Here is a 20,647-nt window from a genome sequence, read left to right as displayed (position 1 = left end):
GGCCGACGGCTCACCCGGTCGAACTCAGGTGCAGGGTGGTCGCCCCCAGGTGCGGTGCGGCCCGGGATTCCAGGACCTTGACCCGTACCGCCGTCGCGGTGACAGGCGAGGCCAGCGGCAGGATGCGCCGGTTGCCGATGGTGGTGCCCTCGGCGATCCGCTGCCAGCTGCCGTCGATCCTGGCCTCGACGGCGAACTTCTCGACCCGCTGCCCCTGCCGGATGTCCTCGCGGACGGCGACCCGGTCGAAGGTGTACGGTCCCGGGCCCTTCGTACGCCGCACATCGGTGCCGTAGGTGCTGCGTACCGCCTTGCCGAAGGCCGTCAGCGAGGCGACGTCCGCGTCGGCGATCCGGCCGTCCTGGCCGGGCGGCACGTTGAGCAGCAGTGAGGCGTTCCGGCCGACGCTCCTCTCGTACAGGTTCATCAACTGTGCGGAAGTCTTGGGCTGCTGGTCCGGGTGGTAGAACCAGCCGGGCCGGATGGAGACGTCCGCCTCGGCCGGGTACCACTGCAGGTACTTGGTCGCCGGGTCGAGGAGCCTGGCGCGCGAGCCGATGTCCGCATCGGTCGAGTCGTTGGGCAGGCTGCCGAGTCCTGTCCACGGGTCGGTGGCGTGCGGGGTGACGCTCCACTCGGTCGAGCGGGCGGTGCCGCCCTCGTTGCCGACCCAGCGCACGCCCTGCGGGCCCTGGAAGACGACGGTGTTCGGCGACAGCGCCTTGACCATGTCGAACCACTGCTTGACGTTGTACTTCTGGGTGATCCCGGAGCCGGACCAGGGGTTGGCGCCGTCCAGCCAGAGCTCTTCGATCGGCCCGTACTGCGTGAAGATCTCGTAGAGCTGGTTGAGGTAGTACGCGTCGTAGTCGTCGGCCATCACCGTGAAGGTGGGGAGCTCATGGCGCTTGACGGCGGCAGCGCGGTCGTCGCCGGGGACGAGTGTGGGGATGGTGCGCTCGGTGACGGCGCTGCCGTTGCCGAACCTGCCCTCGCCCGCGGGTGCCCGGTCGCCGTCCTCCAGTGCCATCCGCTCGGGCAGGCTGAGCGGTTTGCCCTCCGCCTGCTTCTTGCGGATCGATTCGACCCACTGGGCATGCCAGGCGTGCGGGAGTTCGGCGCCGTCCGAGGGCGAGAGGTAGAGCCCGACCTTCAGCCCGGCCTTGCGGGCAGCCTTCACATAGGCGCCGACGACATCGGGACTGCCGGGGCTGAGTTCGACGGAGTGGTCGGTGTAGCGGGACGGGTAGAGCACGAACCCGTCATGGTGCTTGGCGGTGAGCATGACCTGCTCGGCACCGGCCGCCTTGTAGGCGCGCATCCACTGGTCGGCGTCGATGCTCTTCGGGGCGAAGAGCTTCTCGTCCTCGGTGCCGGAGCCCCATTCACGGTTGGTGAAGGTGTTCATGCCGAAGTGGGTGAAGGCGGTGACCTCCCGCTGCTGCCAGGCGAGTTGACCGGGGGTGGGGACGATGTTCGCGGCCTTCTCGATGATCCGCTCGGGGCTGTCACAGGACTCGACGGTCATCTGCGATGCGGGCTTCACGGGCGCGGCGCACGAGGTGCCCGGTGACCTGGCGGCCTGGGGTCCGGGCTGCTGAGCGGTGGCCTGCACGGGAACGAGCGCGACCGCTGCCGCCAGTGCGGACGCACTGAGCACACGGGTGCGTCGTGCCATGGTTCCCTCTCATTCTCGACCTCATTGGTCGGATCTATTGGGTGCCGACGTGCGCATGCTGCCGCACAAAGAGGCTCACGGGAAGGGTGCCTACGAAATACGTCCCATCTATCACCAGACGCCGGGGAGCATCTCAGCCGTTGAACCACGCCGCCGCGTCGGGCCGGAACGCGTCGGCGGGCGCGCCATCGTGCGCACGTCGGACTCCAGCGCCCGCAGCCGCTCGACACCGAGCGCCCGGGCCCATTCGGCGCGCAGCCGGTGAGCACATCGACACCGCGCGCGGCGCCGACGCCCACTTGGTCGCCGCGCCGCGCGAGGAACGGCCGCTGCCGCTCACGGCCGAACGGCTCGAAGCGGTAAGACGTTTCACCCTTGCCGTCATAGCGACGCCGGGTGCGGCCGACGACGACGCACTGCAGGACTTTCCGGCGCACGGATGCACCCCGCAAAACGCCCTCGAAGTGGCCCTGAGGGCTGTCGACGCCGGCGAACCGGATGGTCAACGCACCCATGGACCCGCAGTCGGCCGAGTTCGCTCCCGCACCCATGTGACCCGTTTTGCGAATGGAGATTTCTACGAACTTCCCCTTTCACTGAACACACCCCGAACCACACCCGTATGGAACGTCACGCTTCTCCCTCGAAGCATGAGGAGTTCCATGGGACGCACATCACGTAAACGTTCGACGCTGGCCAACCGGGCGATTGTCGCCTCGGCCGCATTGATCCTGGGCGGAGGTGGCTTGATCGCGGTCAACGTCTACGCTTCGGCGGGAGAGGGATCGTCCGGCTCGCCTCCCGACCGGACATGGAATGCGGGCACCCAGATGTCCACCATCGACTGTCCCGACGTGGGAAACGAACTTCCCGATGTGCCCGGCGAGGCGCGGGGGGAAGTGGACCGCGAACTGGCGGCCATGGATACCCAGATCACCGACGCATATCAGCAGTTCGCCGAACGGAAGGACGAGATCTCCCGCGATCCCGCCCTTGCGGAGAATGCCGTGCTCGGCCCGCTGAAGGACAAGCGGACGGCGAGTCTCGGCCGGATTTCCACGGCCATCGATCGCACGGCGGACCGTCCGAAAAGTCTGGACGGGCTGGCACCGTGCAGTCTGCGCGCCGACGACAGCAACAACCATGCGAATCAAGGCGCCGATCAGGGCCAGGGCCAAGGCCAGGACGACGGCATGGGCAGTGGCATGGACGACGGCCAGGACCAGGGCGGCGACGGCGGCCAGGACCAGGGGCAGGACCAGAACCAGGGGCAGCAGGGCAACGGCCCCGAGGCCTCCGACTTCGTGGACATCCAGTCCGTGGAGCCCAATGTCGACAGGCCACGCCAACGCCGCGGCGCCTCGCGCGGTACCTTCACAACCGACTGCGGACGTAACCAGAACGGCAAATTCAACCCGGACAATGTCATTGTCGCGCCCGGCGTGAGCAACGGCGCCCACCATATGCACGATTACGTCGGCAATCAGGCCAACGATGCGTTCGCCAGCGACGACGATCTGGCCAACGGCCAGACGACGTGCCGGAACCAGGGAGACAAGTCCACGTACTACTGGCCCGTGCTGCGGCTGCAGAACGGGACGGCCGAGAACGACGTGAATGCGGACGGCGGCGGAAAGGACCAGAACGTCGGAGAGATCCAGACTCCGTCCCAGGTCACGCTCAAGTTCGTCGGCAATCCCACGGGCAGGGTCACAGCGATGCCCCGCTTCCTGCGCATCATCACCGGTGACGCCAAGGCGCTCACCAACGGCGACGCCAATGCCAACGCCTCATGGAGCTGTACCGGATTCGAGGACCGCCAGCTCAAGGACAAATACCCGATCTGCCCGGAAGGCAGCAAGGTGGTCCGCTCGTTCGCATTCCAGAGCTGCTGGGACGGGCAGAACACCGACTCCGCCAATCACCGCACCCATGTCGCCTTCGCCCAGAAGAGCGGCCGGTGTCCGAGCGGCTTCCGTGCCATTCCGCAGCTGGTCCAGCGCATTGTGTACGACGTGCCGCCGGGCCCCGGCTTCGCCGTCGACTCGTTCCCTGAGCAGCTGCACAAGCCCGTCACCGATCACGGTGACTTCATCAATGTGTTCGACGACAACCTGATGAAGAAGGTGGTGAGCTGCATCAACAACGGGCGCAAGTGCCGCTGATCCCTTCCCCTCGCAGCACCCCGCCCCCTCTGCCTGCGCGGTCAGCTCCCATGGTGACCGGAGTGCCCTGCCTCGCTCCCCCCACTGCCACTACCCCCCGAGTGGTGCGGCGAGGCGGTCTCCACCGTCCCTCCGAGCCGGCCGCGCAGTGCTGCCACCACGTGGGCATCGCCGACGGCGACCCACTTGCGGCCGACGAGGTACGAGCCGCCGTAGTCGTTGGCCTCGTTGATCCACTCGCGCTGCCCGCGGTCGGTCGCAAAGGTGGCCAGCACATAACGCCCGTCGTCCGTGGTGCAGTTGGCCTGCCGCAGTTCCTGTGCGTCGGTCTGGATGTTCGGCTTGCAGTGCGCCTTGGCGGCCAGTTGCTCCAGGCTGCCGGTCGCGGCCGGCGGGACGTCCGGCTTGTCGTCGCCGCTCCCGCTGCACGCCGTGAGCAGGGCCAGCCCGGCAAGGACGACCGCCACTGCCCCCACCCTGGACCCACCGGCCCCGGAACCACGCCCTCGTCGCGTCTCCAACTGCTTCACCATCCGGCCATCGTGCCCCTTCACCCCCGTCGGCGCGGCCGAACGCACGGATCGGCGCGAACCGGCGGGAGGCCGGAGTGACCATCGCACGATTCGCTCGTTCTGCTGAATGTGCGCCCACTGCCAGAAGTACCGTCCTCCGCCGCCGCGGCCGATGCGGCCCAGGCCGACGCCGAACAGGCCGCTGTGGACCAGGTCGACCTGGAACGGGCCGAGGCAGCGCTCGTCGAGCACTATCCGCGACTGGTCCGGCTCGGCTACCTCGTACTGCCGCCCTCGCTCGGCCGCAACCGCCGGGTACTGACGGCCCACTCGCTCGCCCAGCGGTCCCTGCCGCCGGGACACCGGACGGCGTTCGCGGACGGGCACGGCATCCCGCTCCCCCGGCGGCCCGCCGGTGCGCCGGCTGTCGACCCCGGTTACGCACACGTCCGGCAGCGGGTGCTGCGCTCCGCACTGCAGGCGGGTCTTCCCCTGCGCCGGCTCGCATGGCCGCGCCGGGCCCAGCTGCCGCCGCTGCTGCCCCAGGTATGGGGACTGCGGCTGTTCCCGCACTCCGGTGGCGCGGACGAACTCGCCCTGGACCAGGCGCTGTCGGCGCTGTCCGGTCCGGCCCGCGCGGCGCACGTCCTGCGCGGCCTGGAGGGACTCGCGGACGCCGAGGTGCGACGGGTGCTCGCCGCCGCCGGGGTGACGGACCCGCGTGCGGCGCTGCGGGAGGCGGACGCAGTGGCGGCGCCGTATGCGCTCCTGCGCTCCACGGAGTTCGATCCCTGTTCCCTTCAGGTCCGGCCGCCGGATCTGCTGCGCCGCCGCCGGCATGCGAAGGCAGCGCTGGCCGCCGTCCTCGCGCTGCTGGTGTGCGGGGCCCTGCTGGGGCTGCCGGGCGACGGCTGGGGTCACGACCCACTGGCCGCACCGCTGTACGCCCGCAACCCGGCCGCCGAACAGGCCCTGGACCCGGCCGCGTTGCTGCGCGTCCCCCGGACGTACTGGCGGGGTTCTCCCCGTACCGACTTCAGCGCCTGGCCCACGCGCGGCGACCGCACCGACGACACCCGGCTGCTGCGGCGCGCGCTCGCCGTCTGGGCGCGCCCGGGCCGCGGGGTGCGGTCGTCGACGACGCCGTCCACCCCGGTCGGGCCACCGATGGGTGCGCCGCAGCTGCTGTACGCGGGTGAGGTGGACAAGACCGCGGTGGTGCTGTTCTACGACGGCCTGCGCATCGTGCGGTACGCGGAGGCCCGCGACGCAGATCCGGCGCAGGGTGCGGCGCTCGACTTCGCACGGGTCGACAGTGCGGACGCGACGTCGGCGAATGCCCTGGTGGTGGGCCGCGGGGAGGGCAGGGTCCGTTATCTGACGGCGCCCTGGGTGCGGGCGGTGTCCGTACGGGATCTGCTCGCCCCCGGCCGGGCCGCGCGGCGGCTGCACCGCGACCGGAGCGGTGTGACCGAGGCGCTGTCCAGCCCGGCGACGGCCCGCACCTGCCGCTCCTGGTCCGCCGTCGAGATGCGTGACGGTACGACGACGCGGCTGCTGACGGACCTCGGCGAACTGGCCCCGGCCCGGCTGACGTCGGGGTCGCCGTCGGCGCCGCACGATGTGTCGGGGCGGGCGGAGCGGGAGAGCTGGGCGCGTACCGCCTGCCTGCTGCCGGCGGTGCGGGCTCACGGCGTTCGGTCGGTGAACTCCTGGCCGTACGCCCGGCAGTGGCTGCCCGAGGGCAATGGGTCTGCGCAGTGGCTGTGCACCCGGGCGGAGACCTGGCGGGGCACCGGGAGCCGGGTCCTCGCCCAGTTCCAGGCGCCGTCGTCACCGCCGGGGGCGCCGGGTGCTGTCGCGGCGCGTGCCGAGAACTCGACGGCCTGCGGTGGGCGGGATCCGCGGGTGCTGGCGGGCGTGCTGTGGAAGTCGCGCGGCGGCCGCTGGTACGTACTTGCGGCAGGCAGCAAACAGTTCGCCTCGCTGACCACGTCGGGCGGGGTGCGGGGCCGGGCGCGTGGGCATCTGCTCGCGATTCGGGCGCGGGCGGGCGACCGGGCTCGGCTGAACGGCGTACTGACGAACGGCATCCGGGTCGGCGCCCTGCGCTGACCATGTTTTCGTGCCGCCTCCCGTACTCCCGCGCCGGGGTCCCCTGCTCAGACGGTGCATGGTGCCGATCCGCGGATCTCCCGTGCGCGTGCCGCCGATCGGGACGCGGAGTCGCGGCCGGACGTACGCGCCCGGGGCGCCTCGGTGGGAAACCGGCAGGTGGGGCAGGCCGCCGAGGGACGAATGGCGTCGCAGGAGGGGCCCGGGGAGGGAGGTCCACGGATTGCCCACAGGGCCCGGTTCCACGCTCGGCGGCATTGCAGCAGATCGGGTGTCCTGGTGCGCGTGGCGCGGTCATCGGGGGCGGTCGGGGGACGACGGTTGCCATGACCGATCCGAGCAGGCGCTCCGATGCCTGCTGTGACAGGAGATAGTTATGCAAGTTTCCCGATTGGCTGCCGCGGCCTGCGTGGCTGCCGTCGTCGTCCTGGGCGGCGCCGGCGCGGCCCAGGCCGCCGCACCCGGCGCTGCGCCCGCTGTCCACTCCGTGAAGGCCGATAACGGCCGGTACGGGGATGACGACTACCGGGACTACGGCCGCTGGGGACACGAGGACCGCGACCACGGCCGCTGGGGCCACAAGCACCGCAAGCACCACCGCTGGGGCCACCACCACCACCGCAACCACGACCACGGCCGCTGGGGCCGCAACTACTAGGACCGGCACGGGGATCACCTTTCCCGCTGATCCGATCCACATCGCAGGATGACCTGGGCCTGTGGCGTCCCTCCACCGAGGAGGAACGCCACAGGCCCGACGCGTGCGGCCGCAGGAATTCGCTGCACGACTCTGTTCCCGTCGCTTACCCGTCAGTACATTGACAGCATGTCTAACACGCAGCCAGCGGCGGTCGCGTCGGAGCGGACCGAGCTGAAGGCCCGCAAGGTCTCCTTCGCCTGGGAGAAGACCCCCCTCCACTGGGTGCCGGGCGACCCCTTCAGCACGCACACGATGAATGTGCTCCATCTGCTCCTCCCGGCCGGGGAGCGCTGGTTCATCCATGTGTACCGGCAGGTGCTGCCGTACATCCATGACGAGCAGCTGCGACGCGACGTGCTCGGGTTCATCGGCCAGGAGGCCGTGCACTCCCAGGCCCACGACGACGTGCTCCCCCACCTCAAGAAGCTCGGGCTCGACCCGACCCCGTACACCGCACAGGTCGACTGGTTCTTCGAGAAGCTGCTGGGCGACCGGACGCTGCCGCCGGGCCGGGCACGCACCTGGTGGTTGATGGAGCGGGTCGCGGTCATCGCGGCGATCGAGCACTACACGGCGTTCCTCGGCGACTGGATCCTGAACTCCGAGGCCCTGGACCGCAAAGGCGCCGACCCCACCATGCTGGACCTGCTGCGCTGGCACGGCGCGGAGGAGGTGGAACACCGCTCGGTGGCCTTCGAGGTCTTCATGCACGTCGACGGCGGCTACCGGCGCCGGGTGCGCACCTGGGGACTGGCCTTCTCCGCCCTTGTCTTCCTGTGGCAGCGCGGTGTCCGCTTCTTCATGGAGAACGACCCCAGCCTGCTGGACGGCAAGGCGTCGTTCAAGGAGTTCTACGACAGCGGAAAGCGCGGCACCCTGCCCTCGACGCCCGCGCTGCTGCGCTCCATCCCGCGCTATCTGAGCCGCAGTTACCACCCCTCCCAGGAGGGCAGCACGGCGCAGGCCGTCGACTATCTCGCCCACTCGCCCGCGGCCCTTGCCGCCGAGGCCCGTATGACGGGAACCCCCTGACCCATGGCTCTGCCCCGCCTGCGCACCGTTCTGCTCGTCACCGGCGCCGCGCTGCTCGCCAAGCGCGCGCTGCACCGCCGCATCGAACGGTCCCCGCTGTGGCCGATGCCGGCCCTGGAGGAACCGGTCTCGGGCCACTCCGGCCGCCGCTCGACCACCACCCGCCGCCTGCTGATCACTGAACGGACCACGCCTGCGGACGGTGTGGTCCAGCTCCGCCTGGAGGGCCCGGATCTCCCCGCCTGGCAGCCCGGCGCCCATCTGGACCTCGTCCTCCCCTCGGGCCTGGTGCGTCAGTACTCGCTCTGCGGCGACCCGGCCGAGCCCGGCGCGTACACGGTCGCGACCCGGCTGGTGGAGGACGGCCGGGGCGGCTCGCGTGAGGTCCACGCCCAGCTCCACGAGGGCGAGGAGATCGAGATCCGCGGCCCCCGCAACCGCTTCCCGCTCATCACCGGCGCCTCCGCGTACGTCTTCGTCGCGGGTGGCATCGGCATCACCCCGATCCTTCCGATGCTGCGAGCGGTTGCCGCCTCCGGCGCCGACTGGCGGCTGCTCTACGGAGGCCGTACGCGCGCCTCGATGCCGTTCCTCGACGAGATCGAGAAGCTCGGCGCGGACGGCAACCGCGTCACGGTCGTACCGGAGGACGAGTCGGGCCACCCGGACGCGCCGGCAGCCCTCATGGGACTCGCGCCCGGCACGGCGGTCTACTGCTGCGGCCCGGAACCCCTGATGGACGCGGTGACGGCCGCTCTCCCCGCCGACTGCACCCTGCATCTGGAGCGCTTCACGGCAGCGGCCACCTCGCCGGCCGACTCCGGCGCCTTCGAGGTGGACCTGCACCGCACCGGCCGCACGGTCCGGGTCGCGGCGGGCCAGTCGATCCTGGCCGCCGTCCGCGAGGAACTCCCGCACGTCTCGTACTCCTGCGAGCAGGGCTTCTGCGGAACGTGCCAACAGCGCGTGGTGGAGGGCGAGATCGACCACCGCGACGAACTCCTGACGGACTCGGAACGCGACGACACGATGCTGATCTGTGTATCGCGGTGCCGGGGCGAGCGGCTGGTGCTCGACCTCTAGTGCTGTGACCGGAAGGGTTTGCCGGGAAGCTCGCGGCGTCCGGTGCGGTGCATCGCAAGGCGGAGCATCGCCCGCGTACGGGATGTACTCGGGTGATGCGACAACGCGGCGAGGTGCCGTGCCGGGCGGCGCGAGCCGGTGAACCTTTCCTAGCAGGAGCCGACGACGGCACGGGCAGCCTGCTGCCCGTGCCGTCACCCCTTCCTGTGGCGAAGTGCGCGGCCAACGCGAGATGGAGTGAGAGTTCCGGCAGCAACCCATGACGCCGGCCCCGCCGTCCCGGAACCGCAGCCGGGCGGCCGGACCGCACACCGGGCCCCCGACGGACGGCCCTCGGACACGGATCGCGGTGTCCCCGGGGGCACCTCGCCGCGTCCGCCCGGACACCGCCGAGCCCCCATCCCCGCCCGGTCGGTACGCTGTTCGCATGACGACCGGGGTGCGGCGCAGGATGGGCGTCGATGAGCGCAGGCAGCAGTTGATCGGCGTCGCGCTGGAGTTGTTCAGTCGCCGCTCCCCCGAAGAGGTCTCCATCGACGAGATCGCTGCCGCCGCCGGGATCTCCCGGCCGCTCGTCTACCACTACTTCCCGGGGAAGCAGAGCCTCTACGAGGCGGCGCTGCGGCGGGCCGCCGATGAGTTGGCGGCGCGCTTCGTCGAACCGCGCGAGGGGCCCCTGGGGGCGCGGCTGCAGCGGGTCATGGGACGGTTCTTCGACTTTGTGGACGAGCACGGGCCGGGGTTCTCCGCACTGATGCGGGGCGGGCCCGCCGTCGGGTCGTCGACGGCGAACGCGATGATCGACGGGGTGCGGCAGGCGGCCTGCGAGCAGATCCTCGCGCACCTGGGGGTGGAAGAACCGTCGACCCGGCTGGAGTTGGTCGTGCGGTCGTGGGTGTCGCTCGCCGAGTCGACGGCCCTGATCTGGCTCGACGGGCGGCGGATTCCGCGCCAGGAGCTGGAGATGCAGCTGGTGCACGACTTCGCGGCGCTGGCCGCCGTGAGCGCCGCGTACGACACGGAGATGGCCGGCATCGTGCTGCGGGTCTTCGCGCAGGAGCCGGCCGACGGGCCGTTCGGGGAGCTGCTGACGCGGCTCTCCGCGCTGGCGCCCGCCGTACCGGCCGTGCCCGCGCAGCGGATGCCGTGACGGTCGTACGGGTCAGCGCTTGCGGTAGGACGGGTCCAGGTCGCGGGTTTCGGCCGAGGCGTGCACCGTGAGGCCGTCGGCGGGCTTGAGGTGCGCGGCCAGCAGTTCCAGTACGGACTCGGTGAGCTGCGCCTTGATCTCGTCGGTGCGGCCCGGCAGCAGGCCGATGCAGATGTGCAGGATCGCGTCGCCGGTGGCGGCGTCGGCCACCACGGACTCGTCGACCCGCCGGAAGCGGGTCTTGCAGGCGGCGATCTTCGTGGTGACGGTCTCGGCGACCAGCGGGTGCAGGGCGAGTGCGAAGCCGCGGCGGTCGAAGGTGTCGTCGAGCTCGGCGGAGTAGTCGACGGTGATCTGCGGCATCAGGTGCTCCAAAGATGCGGGTCGGGCCGGTTGTCGGACCCCAGCCTTACGGTGATCAGCACGACCGCGCAAGAGCATCTTGCAGCGGCGCCACCTCGATGAGCTGCTCGCCCTTGATGTCGAGGGGCCGCCTGCTGGTGGCGAGGACGGTGAGGCCGGGCGACGTGGTGAGGATCTCGCCGAGCAGATGGCCGCAGGAGGGGCGCAGCCGTTCGCAGGAGTCGAGGACGAGCAGCAGCTGTTTGTCGGTGAGCCATTCGCAGAGGGCGTCGACAGGCATGCCCGGGGTGTGGACGCCGAGCCCGACCGCGTCGGAGACGGTCGCGACCAGCGGCCCGTCGTCCTGGAGCGGGGACAGGTCCACCCATCGAGCCCCGTCGCGGTGGGCGGGTGCCGCCTGCCGGGCGGCGCGGACCGCGAGTCGGGTCTTGCCGGCGCCCCCGGGGCCGATCAGTGTGGTCAGCCGGCCGGCGCCAAGTGCGTGTGCGAGCCGGGCGAGTTCCGCCGTGCGTCCGACAAGGGTCGTTGTCTCCTCGGGAATGTTTCCCACCATGGTCACCGTCACTGTCACTGTCACCGGCCGGCACGCGGCACGATCGAGCACTGTTCCGCCGGCGGAGCACCGGGCGCCCTGTTCCTTCGCCCGGACGGCCGGGGTGGGCGGAACCGGCCTCCTTCCCGCACGCGTACGCGCGGGAAGGAGGCCGGAACGAGGCCGTGGCGTGGGAGGGCGCGCCCGGGAGTGTGCGCTGCGGCTCATTCCCCGGCGGCTGCCCTCAACGTAGTCCTGTGCGGTGTCACCGCAGGGAGAACACGGCCACCGTGCGTCCCGGGACGGTGAAGCTTCCCGAACTCCTCTCGTACGAGGCCTTCTTGACAGTAGGATCCGCGCCCGCGGCCTGGACGGGGTGCAGGGCGTAGTTCTTCCCGGTCAGACCCGCGATCTGCTGGCGCTGGGTCCCGGGGGTCGCGTTGAGGACGATCACCAGCTTTCCCAGCTGCATGGTGATGACCCCGGGTGTCTCGTCCGTACCGGAGAGCGGGAAGGACAGCGCGGACTGCACCTGCTCGGTGGTGGCCAGCGAGAACTCCTTCTCCGTGGCGCGGATGGTGAGCAGGTCCTGGTACGCGGCGGACGCGCCGTCGATCTGCGCGCAGCCGGGGCTGAGCGCGGGGGCGGTCAGCAGGGGCTTGGCGTACGACCACTTGGACTGGTTGTCGGCGGCGGGCGGCAGTCCGCGGCCGAAGCCGTTGCCGTCCCGGCAGTCCCAGTGCAGTGCGTTGAACCAGTCGCCGCTGTCGTACGAGTTGCGGTCCAGCGACTTGGAGCGCAGCAGGTCCGTGCCCGCCTGGGAGAGCGAGGGGCCCTGCGAGAGGGTGGCGGTCGCCATCGCCAGGACCTGCATCCTGGCCCGGTCGGCCGCCGAGGTGCCCGCCGGGAGTTTGAAGGCGAGGGCGTCGTACAGCGTCTCGTTGTCGTGGGCGTCGGCGTAGGCGAGGGCGTCGCCGGGGACCGCGGCGTAACCGGCGGGGGCCCCGTTGTAGTCGACGCCCGAACCCTTGACCGTGCGGCCCGAGGAGTCGGTGAAGGTGAAGCCGGCGAGGTTGCCGGTCAGGCCGACCTTGATCAGGTCCTGGTAGTGGAGCAGCCGGGCCTTCTGTTCGGCCGGGGTGCCGTTGGCGGTCGAGGTGTTGGGGTCGGTGTAGAGGCCGCTGGCGAAGCCCTGGACGCCCGGGTCCTCGTCGAACGGGCCGCCGCCGCGGACGGCGTCGCGGGCCCGGTCGGAGAAGGTGGCGATGCCGGTGCCGGCCATGTTCTTCTGGGTGGCCTGGACGAAGCGGGCGTCGTCGGCGATCTCGCCGAAGTTCCAGCCCTCCCCGTACAGGATGATCTTCTTGCCGTCCACGCCGTCCTCGGCCACGGTCAGCGCGTCGAGCGCCTTGCGCACGGCGAGGATGTTGGCCTTCGGGTGGTGGCCCATCAGGTCGAAGCGGAAGCCGTCGACCTTGTACTCCTTGGCCCAGGTGACGATCGAGTCCACGACGAGCTTGCCCATCATGGTGTTCTCGGGCGCGGTGTTGGCACAGCAGGTGGACGTGGCGACGGTGCCGTCGTCCAGGAGCCGCTGGTAGTAGCCGGGCACGATCCGGTCGAGTACGGACTTGTCGTCCTGGCCGGAGGCGACGGTGTGGTTGTAGACGACGTCCATGACGGTCCGCAGTCCGGCGCCGTTCAGCCCCTGCACCATCTGCCGGAACTCGACGGTGCGCCTGGTGCCTTCCGGGTCGGAGGCGTAGGAGCCCTCGGGGACCGTGTAGTGCAGCGGGTCGTAGCCCCAGTTGAACCCGTCCTTCGCGGCGGCCTTCGCCACGCACGCCTGCTGCTCCTCGGAGTCGGGGGCGTAGACCGACAGGTCGCAGGCGGGCTTCTGCTGGGCCGACTTCTTCTCGGGGATGGTGCCGATGTCGAAGGCGGGCAGCAGGTGGACGTAGCTGGTGCCGGAGTCGGCGAGCTCCTTGAGGTGCTTCATCCCGTCCGAGCGGGTGTCGGTGAAGGCGAGGTACTCACCGGGGTGCCGGGAGGTGGGGTCCGCGATCGAGAAGTCGCGGATCTGCAGCTCCTGGATCTGGGCGTCGCGCAGCGGGACGGCGGCGGGCTTCCTCAGTCCGGACCAGCCCTTGGGTGCGAGGCGCGGGTCGTCGAGGTCGACGACGAGGCTGCGGGCGGAGTCGGTGGTCAGGGCGGTGGAATAGGGGTCGGTGACCTTGTTGGTGACCATCTTCTGGACGGTGGGCGCCCATACGTCCACCACGTACCGGTAGGGCTTGCCGGTCCAGCTCGCGGTGCCGGTGACGGACCAGACTCCGGTGCGGTCGTCGCGCCGCATCGGGACGCTCTTCCCGTCGAGTTCGAGTGCGACGGTACGGGCGGTGGGGGCCCAGACCGACAGGGTGGGACGGCCATGCTCGAAGACCGGTCCGAGCGCCGCCGTGCTCGCGTTCTTCCCGTACAGGTCGTCGAGGACACCCGCGCTCTGTACGCCGGTGGCGGCGAGCAGGGCGCCGTTGGCGGCACGCTGGGTGGCGATCAGCTGGCCGCGCAGCGCCTCACGGACCCTGTCCCGGTCGCGCGGGTCGATGGTGAAAGCCGGGTAGTCCTTGAGATGCGGGTACTTCGCCTTCTGGGCGTCGGTCAGTGCGGACGGGGTGAGCCGCAGCCACTGCCCCTCGTCGGACAGTGCCCCGTCGACGACGGAGATCCCGCCGTCCTTCGCGTGGACGAGCTGCTGGCTGGTGGCCTCGGTGGCCTTCACCTTCCACACGATGGTGTCGGAGTCGATCCACTGTGCCTCGGCCTTCGTCAGGTCGGGGGCGGGAACGCCTCCGGTCTGCGGCAGCAGATAGCCGGTCCGGCCGGCGAGCAGCCACACCTCGTGGCCATAGGTGGCGAGATCGAGCGACTGGTCGCTGGGGAGGTCCTTCTCGTCGCCCTTGTGCAGGATGTAGCTGAGGGAGGTCGCTCCGTCGGCGAGCGGGACCTCGAAGGTGACGCCGTACGCGTCCTCCTTCACCGGCTGGAGCGGCTTGGCCCAGTCCGTGGGGTCCTTGGCGCCGGTCCAGGTGTGCAGTCCCCAGCCGTCGTAGTTGCCGTCCGCCCGGTGGTAGTGCAGGACGGCCTTGGTCGTGTCCGGCGCCGGGTAGGCGCCGTCCGGAGCGGTGTCGGCCTGGCCGTCCTTGCCCTGCTCGATCCAGACCTGCCCGGTCCTCGCGAGATCGACGGTGCGCTGCGGTCCGTCGGCCACGCCGTCCTTCTCGACGGTGTACGGGACCGAGGAAGCGCCCTCGCCGAGCTTGATCCAGGCGAACGCACCGTAGGCGTCGCGCCCGGTGAACCCGGCCGACGAATCACCCGAGGTGAGCTTCCAGCCGTCGTAGTCGCCGTCCGTACGCTTGTAGTGGACGACGGCGTAGTCCCGCTGGACGGCGACGGGCTTTCCGTCCGCCGGCGCCTGGCCCGCGGTCGTCGAGGCGAGCGTGCTCGCGGTGCGTCCGGCGCGGTCGACCACAACGGCCTTGTACCGCAGCGGCGTTCCGGCTGCGACCTTGCCGTCCAGGTGCTGGGTGACCTTGTACGGGGCGTGGTCGGCGGAGCCGAGGGTGGTCCACGCGCCATTGCCGGTCTGGGCGGCGAAGACGACCCGGTCGAAGGATCCGCCGTCGACGTCCGCGGAGATCTCGACGGTGCCGGTGGCGCCTGCGGCCGGCGCCTTCAGCGTGATCGAGGGCTTGGCGGCCGGCGCGGCCGGCGCGTGGTCGGCGCGCAGCACGAGCGTGGAGAGCGCGGGCACGGTGACGGTGATCTTCTTGTCGGTGTCGCTGCGGACCGTACCGGAACCGCCGTACAGCGCACGGAAGTTCATGGCGGCCGACGCGGTGGGCAGCTCGACGGTCTTCGCGGCCGTGCCGTTGTTGGCGACGACGACGTACTCGTTCGACCGCTCGGGGTCGATCCGCGAGAAGGCGTACACGGCCCCTTCCGCGTACCTCTCGGTCTGGACGCCGTCACGCAGCGCCGGGTTCTCCCTGGTCAGCTTGGAGAGCTCGGCGATGTTGCGGTACAGCGGGTGACCGGTGTCGTAGGCGTCCGAGGCGTGCGTGCGGTCGGTGCCCAGCTGGTCGTCGTCGAGGTAGTCGGCGGTCCTGGAGGCGAACATGGTCTGCCGGGCGTCCTTGTCGCCGCCCGCGCCGGTGAAGCCCTGCTCGTCGCCGTAGTAGACGACGGGGTTGCCACGGCTGAGGAACATCACCTCGTTGGCGAGGCGGGCCCGGTCGACCAGCTCGGCGTCGTCGGCCTTCGGGTTGTCCTGCTTCAGGAACGTGCCGATGCGGCCCATGTCGTGGTTGCCGAGGAACGTCACCTGCTCATAGGCGTTGGCCTTGTCGGTGGTGTACCGGTAGTCGTCGCCGAAGACAGCGGCGAGCTTCGAGGCCGGGGCGCCCTGCGAGGCGTACTGCCGGGCCGCTTCCTGGAACGGGAAGTCGAGCGTCGCGTCGAGCCGGCCCTGGGTGACGTAGGGGGAGGTGATCGCGGTGTCGGCGGAGTAGACCTCCCCGAACATGAAGAAGTCCTCGCGGCCGTGCCGGGCGGCGTAGGTGTCGAGGGCGGTCGCCCACTGGGTCCAGAAGTCCAGGTCGACGTGTTTGACCGTGTCGATCCGGAACCCGTCGATGTCGAAGTCGCGGACCCACTTCTCGTAGATCTTCTCCATGCCGGAGACGACCTCGGGCCGTTCGGTCCACAGGTCGTCGAGGCCGGAGAAGTCGCCGTACGTGGTGGACTCGCCGGCGTACGTCGAGTCACCCCGGTTGTGGTACATCGTGGGGTCGTTGAGCCAGGCCGGGACCTTCTCGCCGGTGTTCTGCGGCGTGTACGGGAAGGAGTCCGCGTCGACCTTCGCGAGGCCCTTGCTGTCGTCGAACGGGCGGCCGTCCCGGTCGAGATACGGGTAGGCGCCCTTGGGCCGGTAGCCGTACTTCTTCTCGGCGTAGTCGACGGTGTCCGCGGTGTGGTTGGTGATGACGTCGAAGAAGACCTTCATGCCCTTGCCGTGGGCCTTGCCGATCAGCTTCGCCAGGTCGGCGTTGGTGCCGAAGTGCGGGTCCACCTGGGTGAAGTCGGTGATCCAGTAGCCGTGGTAGCCGGCCGATGCGTCCTTGCCCGTGCCCTGGACGGGGCGGTTCTTGAAGATCGGGGCGAGCCAGATGGCGGTGGTGCCGAGGCCCTTGATGTAGTCGAGCCTGTCCGTCAGGCCCTTGAGGTCGCCGCCCTGGTAGAACCCCTTGTCCGTGGGGTCGTAGCCGGTCTCCAGCCGCGAACCGGTCAGCCCGCCGCGGTCGTTGGAGGGGTCGCCGTTGGCGAACCGGTCGGGCATGACGAAGTAGAACTGCTCGCGGGTCAGATCGTGCCGTGCGGGTTCGGCGGCGAGCCGCGCGTCCGACGGCGGGCCCGGGGGCCGCGGCGCGGCGGAGCTGGCTGCCGCCGGGACGACGGGTATGAGCGCCGCGCACAGAGCGGCGACGGCTCCCCGTCCGAGGGTGGTACGGGACACGGGTGAGGTCTCCTTGATCGGTCTTGCAGGGGTTCTCGGAGTGGGCGGACAAGTGGGGTGGGCCGGGGGGCGGGGGTCCACCAGGGCGTCTCCTCGGACGCCGCAGACTCCCCCACACCGCAGGGAAGCCGTGCCCCTTACTGCGTCGTCCTGCGGGGATCGCCCTGGTACACCCCCGCCCCGGGCACCCGGGGGCCTCCGGCGCTGGACGCCCACCGGTCGGCGGCGGTGCGCCGGGAGGGGACGTATCGGGGCGATCCCCGCAGGGCGACGCAGTAAGTGGTCGGTTCGCGCACGGTGTCGGGGAGTCTGCGGCACCCGAGGAGACGCCCCGATGCGGCACCGGACCCCGGTTCAGCCCCCGGACCGGGACGACGTGGTCCGCCGCCCCGGTCCGGGGAGGACCTCAGCTTCGCCAGACGTCGCTCGTCAGCGACACCTTGCCCGACGACGGCACCGTCGCCGTGCGGTTGGCCCCGCTCTCCCACGTGACGGCGCCGCTCGCGTCCTTGCGGATGTACTTGTACTCGAACGACGTCCCGGCGGGCATGTTCACATCGAGCTTCCAGACCGGGTACGTCGCCGGGTCCAGCTTCAGCGCGCTGCCGGTGTTCCAGTTGCCGAGCGCGGACTGGTTGCCGACGACGTAGATGTTCTGGCCGAGCTGCGTGGTGGCGTTGACGCCGAAGGAGGCGCCGGAGGCACCCGCACCGGGGTCCGTGGTGCCGCCCCCCGAGCAGGTACGGGCACCCACCTGCAGCGCGACGGCCGTGTTCGCACCGAGCGTCGCGGTGAACTGTCCGGAGCCGTTGACGGTCACCCCGTTGCCGGACTGGACGTCGCAGTAGTCACCGGCGGGCAGCGACGTCTGGAACGTACGGGTGAGCGACGAGCCCTCGTGGTTGATGGCCACGTACGCCTTCGAGCCGCGGCCGAACGCGATCTGGTCGCCGCCGTTGTCCCACCAGTTGGTGACGGCCTCGCCGCGCGCGGTGTTGCGGAAACCGACCATGGAAGCGATCTCGCGCCAGGCGTGCTGGCACTTCCAGCCGTCGCTGTAACAGGCGTTCACCGTCCCGCCGTTCGGCGGCCCCGCGTCCTTGTCGGACCACTCGTAGCCGGAGTGGACGTCGGGCGAGCCGTACGGCCAGGCAAGCATGAAGACGTTGGCGAGCGTGTAGTTGGCGCCGTCCTTGTAGTTCAGGGTGTCGCCGCCGCGCTCGGTGTCGTGGTTGTCGACGAAGACCCCGGCCTTCGAGGACGGCAGGAAGCCCCAGCCCTCCCCGAAGTTCTTCAGTTCGGCGAGGTTCTCGTTGTTGAAGACCTGCTTGAGACTGCGGGCGTAACGGAACTCCTGGACGTCGCCCGTGCCGGTGTACTCTTCGGGCGAGACCGCCTCGCCCGCCCCGTAGATGGCCTCCTGCTTCCAGTAGACGCCGGGGTCGGCCAGCCGCGACTTGATGTTGGCGAGGTCGCTCGCGGGCATGTGCTTGGCCGCGTCGATGCGGAAGCCGTCGACACCGAGCGAGCGCAGGTCGTCGAGATAGCCGGCGATCCTGCCGCGGACGTAGTCCTCACCGGTGTCGAGGTCGGCAAGCCCGACGAGTTCGCAGTTCTGGACGTTGGCCCGGTCCTGGTAGTTGCTGATCTGGGCGGTGCAGTCGTCCATGTCGGACGAGGAGTACAGGCCGGGGTAGTTGTACTTCGTGTACGAGGAGCCCCCGGTGCCGGTGCCCGGCCCGGACGACATGTGGTTGATGACGGAGTCGGCGACGACCTTGACGCCCGCGCTGTGGCAGGCGCTGACCATACTGGCGAAGGCGGTCCGGTCACCGAGCCGTCCGGCGATCTTGTAGCTGACCGGCTGGTACGAGGTCCACCACTGGCTGCCCTGGATGTGTTCCTGGGGCGGCGAGACCTGGACGTATCCGTAGCCGGCCGGACCGAGGGTGTCCGTGCAGGCCTTGGCGACGGAGGCGAACTTCCACTCGAACATCACGGCGGTGACGTCCTTGTCGCCGGGCGCGGACGCCTGGGCGGGGGTGGCGGCGGGGACGACGAGGGCGGCGGCTCCGGCTGCCAGAGCGAGCGCTGCAGACAATGGTCTGCGTGCCATGTCTTTCCTCCTGCGGTGGGGGAAATGCGGGGGATGACGGTGCAGCCTCACGTGGCAACGCGCCCTGCCTCAAGGCTCCTGAAGGTTCTTGCTGCAAGAATGCAAAGCTTGCCGCGGAGCTGACCGTACGAGTCCGCCCCATCCGGGTCAACCCCCTGGACATGACCCGCTTACATCCCGCACACATCCCTGAAATCTTGCATTTTTCTTCCTGCAAGGACTTACGCAAGATATTGCGGTGCTGTTAAGTTCATCCCGACTCCGGCCCGGTCGGCCGGGGGCTCCGGTACCTCAGGGGCCCCACGCGCCCGGCCGGCCGGGCCGGTCACGGCAAGAGAGGCACCCGGAGTCACTCACTCCCCGCCGGTCCATTCAGGGCCGACTCCCGGTGCCTCTCCTGTGCGTTCACCATGCCGTCAGACGGCGCGGACCGCCGCGGTGGACCCCCGTACCACCAGCTCCGGCTGGAACACGTACTCCGTACGCTGCACGGGGCTGCCGCCGATCTCCTCCAGCAGCGCGCCGACCGCGGCGGCCGCCATCGCCTGCACCGGCTGCCGCACAGTCGTCAGGGGCGGATCGGTGAACGCGATCAGCTGCGAGTCGTCGAAGCCGACCACCGACACGTCGCGCGGCACGTCGAGTCCGCGGTCCCGGGCGGCGCGCACCACGCCGAGGGCCATCAGGTCGCTGCCGCAGACGATGCCGGTGCACCCCTGGTCGAGCAGCGCCCCGGCCGCGACCTGGCCGCCCTCGACGCTGAACAGCGTGGAGCAGACGAGGAGTTCGGCCTCGGCGCGGGTCATGCCGAGCAGCTTCACGGCGGCATCGACGAAGCCGTCCCGTTTGCGGCGGGACGGCACATAGCGCTGCGGCCCGATGGCCAGGCCGACCTTGCGGTGGCCGAGTTCGGCGAGATGTCCGACGGCCATCCGGACGGCGGCGGAGTCGTCGGGCGAGACGAAGGGGGCGCTGATCCGTTCGTTGTAGCCGTTGATCAGGACGAACGGCACGCCGCGGTCGGTCAGCGCGGCGTACCGGGCGGGGTCGGCCGACAGGTCTGCGTGCAGCCCGGAGAGGAAGACGATCCCGCCGACGCCGCGTTCGACGAGCTGCTCGACGAGCTCGTCCTCGGTCGCACCGCCGGGCAGCTGGGTGCAGAGCACCGGGGTGTAGCCGTGCCCGGCCAGGACCTGCTCGACGGACTGGGCGAACGCCGGGAAGATCGGGTTGGTGAGCTCGGGGGTCACCAGTCCGATCAGCCCGGCGCTGCGCTGCCGCAGCCGTACCGGGCGCTCGTAGCCCAGGATGTCGAGCGCCGCGAGCACCCGCTGACGCGTGGTGTCCGCGACGCCCGGTTTGCCGTTGAGCACCCGGCTGACGGTCGCCTCGCTGACCGAGGCCTGACCGGCGATGTCCGAGAGCCTCGGCGCACCGCCGCTCCCCGGGCCTCTCGTTCGGATCTTGCCGGGCTCGCGGGTACTGGCGCGCACGTCTGCGGCGTTGTCGTCGGTCGCCGACTCCCCCATAGCCCGAAAGGCATGGGAGGGGCCCCCTTCGCGTGGGCTCCTTCCTCCGCCTTGCAGCTGCGCGCGCCGGTCCCCGCTCCCTGATCCGGCCTGA

At 70.5% G+C, this 20,647-nt stretch carries 12 protein-coding genes and 1 pseudogene; 6 read left to right on the top strand and 7 right to left on the bottom strand.

Annotation, left to right across the window (positions count from 1 at the left end; all coding sequences use genetic code 11):
- Positions 1 to 10: 10 nt before the first annotated feature.
- Positions 11 to 1,678 (bottom strand): alpha-L-fucosidase, encoded by a 1,668-nt coding sequence (locus tag OG878_RS28170; RefSeq protein ID WP_328889367.1) that lies wholly within the window; start codon positions 1,676 to 1,678, stop codon positions 11 to 13.
- Positions 1,679 to 2,340: 662 nt separating this feature from the next.
- On the opposite strand from OG878_RS28170, the gene OG878_RS28165 reads away from it, so the two are divergent.
- Positions 2,341 to 3,843, top strand: a complete 1,503-nt coding sequence (locus tag OG878_RS28165; RefSeq protein ID WP_328889366.1) for a DUF1996 domain-containing protein — start codon at positions 2,341 to 2,343, stop codon at positions 3,841 to 3,843.
- Positions 3,844 to 3,884: 41 nt separating this feature from the next.
- Here the strand turns inward: OG878_RS28165 and OG878_RS28160 are convergent, their stop codons facing one another.
- Complete coding sequence (locus OG878_RS28160) at positions 3,885 to 4,376, bottom strand: hypothetical protein (protein WP_328889365.1); 492 nt, start codon at positions 4,374 to 4,376, stop codon at positions 3,885 to 3,887.
- 108 nt (positions 4,377 to 4,484) lie between these two features.
- Between OG878_RS28160 and OG878_RS28155 the strand changes: the two genes are divergently transcribed.
- The 5 genes from OG878_RS28155 (at position 4,485) to OG878_RS28135 (ending at position 10,435) form a co-directional block, all read left to right on the top strand.
- On the top strand, positions 4,485 to 6,470 hold the full coding sequence (locus OG878_RS28155) for a hypothetical protein (RefSeq protein WP_328889364.1): 1,986 nt from the start codon (positions 4,485 to 4,487) through the stop codon (positions 6,468 to 6,470).
- Between the two features lie 376 nt (positions 6,471 to 6,846).
- Positions 6,847 to 7,128, top strand: a complete 282-nt coding sequence (locus OG878_RS28150) for a hypothetical protein (RefSeq protein ID WP_328889363.1) — start codon at positions 6,847 to 6,849, stop codon at positions 7,126 to 7,128.
- Positions 7,129 to 7,296: 168 nt separating this feature from the next.
- Complete coding sequence (locus OG878_RS28145; RefSeq protein ID WP_328889362.1) at positions 7,297 to 8,202, top strand: metal-dependent hydrolase; 906 nt, start codon at positions 7,297 to 7,299, stop codon at positions 8,200 to 8,202.
- Positions 8,203 to 8,205: 3 nt separating this feature from the next.
- The gene (locus tag OG878_RS28140) at positions 8,206 to 9,285 is read left to right on the top strand and encodes a PDR/VanB family oxidoreductase (RefSeq protein WP_328889361.1); all 1,080 of its coding nucleotides are present in this window, start codon (positions 8,206 to 8,208) and stop codon (positions 9,283 to 9,285) included.
- Between the two features lie 427 nt (positions 9,286 to 9,712).
- Entirely contained in the window at positions 9,713 to 10,435 is a 723-nt protein-coding gene (locus OG878_RS28135) for a TetR/AcrR family transcriptional regulator (protein WP_328889360.1), read from the top strand.
- A 12-nt stretch (positions 10,436 to 10,447) separates the two neighbouring features.
- Here the strand turns inward: OG878_RS28135 and OG878_RS28130 are convergent, their stop codons facing one another.
- From OG878_RS28130 to OG878_RS28110, 5 genes and pseudogenes are all read right to left on the bottom strand, one after another.
- Positions 10,448 to 10,798 carry a 5-carboxymethyl-2-hydroxymuconate Delta-isomerase gene (locus OG878_RS28130; RefSeq protein WP_328889359.1) on the bottom strand — a complete coding sequence of 117 codons (351 nt, stop codon included), beginning with the start codon at positions 10,796 to 10,798 and terminating at the stop codon, positions 10,448 to 10,450.
- Between the two features lie 82 nt (positions 10,799 to 10,880).
- Positions 10,881 to 11,351: pseudogene (locus tag OG878_RS28125) on the bottom strand (regulator); the annotation flags it as partial.
- A gap of 244 nt (positions 11,352 to 11,595) precedes the next feature.
- Positions 11,596 to 16,908 (bottom strand): pullulanase-type alpha-1,6-glucosidase, encoded by a 5,313-nt coding sequence (gene pulA / locus OG878_RS28120; protein ID WP_328889358.1) that lies wholly within the window; start codon positions 16,906 to 16,908, stop codon positions 11,596 to 11,598.
- 406 nt (positions 16,909 to 17,314) lie between these two features.
- Positions 17,315 to 19,024, bottom strand: a complete 1,710-nt coding sequence (locus OG878_RS28115) for a carbohydrate-binding module family 20 domain-containing protein (RefSeq protein WP_328889357.1) — start codon at positions 19,022 to 19,024, stop codon at positions 17,315 to 17,317.
- 416 nt (positions 19,025 to 19,440) lie between these two features.
- On the bottom strand, positions 19,441 to 20,553 hold the full coding sequence (locus tag OG878_RS28110) for a LacI family DNA-binding transcriptional regulator (RefSeq protein WP_328889356.1): 1,113 nt from the start codon (positions 20,551 to 20,553) through the stop codon (positions 19,441 to 19,443).
- Between the last annotated feature and the right edge of the window lie 94 nt (positions 20,554 to 20,647).

The sequence above is a fragment of the Streptomyces sp. NBC_00316 genome (genome assembly GCF_036158715.1).
GTDB lineage: Bacteria > Actinomycetota > Actinomycetes > Streptomycetales > Streptomycetaceae > Streptomyces.
The sequence above is the reverse complement of the archived record's forward strand: the minus strand, read 5'-3'. Positions and strand labels throughout refer to the sequence as shown.

Bases quoted from the DNA above. Each gene is read 5' to 3' on its own strand.
- OG878_RS28130 (WP_328889359.1), bottom strand. From the start codon at position 10,798: ATGCCGCAGATCACCGTCGACTACTCCGCCGAGCTCGACGACACCTTC.
- OG878_RS28165 (WP_328889366.1), top strand. From the start codon at position 2,341: ATGGGACGCACATCACGTAAACGTTCGACGCTGGCCAACCGGGCGATT.
- OG878_RS28150 (WP_328889363.1), top strand. From the start codon at position 6,847: ATGCAAGTTTCCCGATTGGCTGCCGCGGCCTGCGTGGCTGCCGTCGTC.
- OG878_RS28145 (WP_328889362.1), top strand. From the start codon at position 7,297: ATGTCTAACACGCAGCCAGCGGCGGTCGCGTCGGAGCGGACCGAGCTG.
- OG878_RS28160 (WP_328889365.1), bottom strand. From the start codon at position 4,376: ATGGTGAAGCAGTTGGAGACGCGACGAGGGCGTGGTTCCGGGGCCGGT.
- OG878_RS28115 (WP_328889357.1), bottom strand. From the start codon at position 19,024: ATGGCACGCAGACCATTGTCTGCAGCGCTCGCTCTGGCAGCCGGAGCC.
- OG878_RS28135 (WP_328889360.1), top strand. From the start codon at position 9,713: ATGACGACCGGGGTGCGGCGCAGGATGGGCGTCGATGAGCGCAGGCAG.
- OG878_RS28170 (WP_328889367.1), bottom strand. From the start codon at position 1,678: ATGGCACGACGCACCCGTGTGCTCAGTGCGTCCGCACTGGCGGCAGCG.
- OG878_RS28110 (WP_328889356.1), bottom strand. From the start codon at position 20,553: ATGGGGGAGTCGGCGACCGACGACAACGCCGCAGACGTGCGCGCCAGT.
- OG878_RS28140 (WP_328889361.1), top strand. From the start codon at position 8,206: ATGGCTCTGCCCCGCCTGCGCACCGTTCTGCTCGTCACCGGCGCCGCG.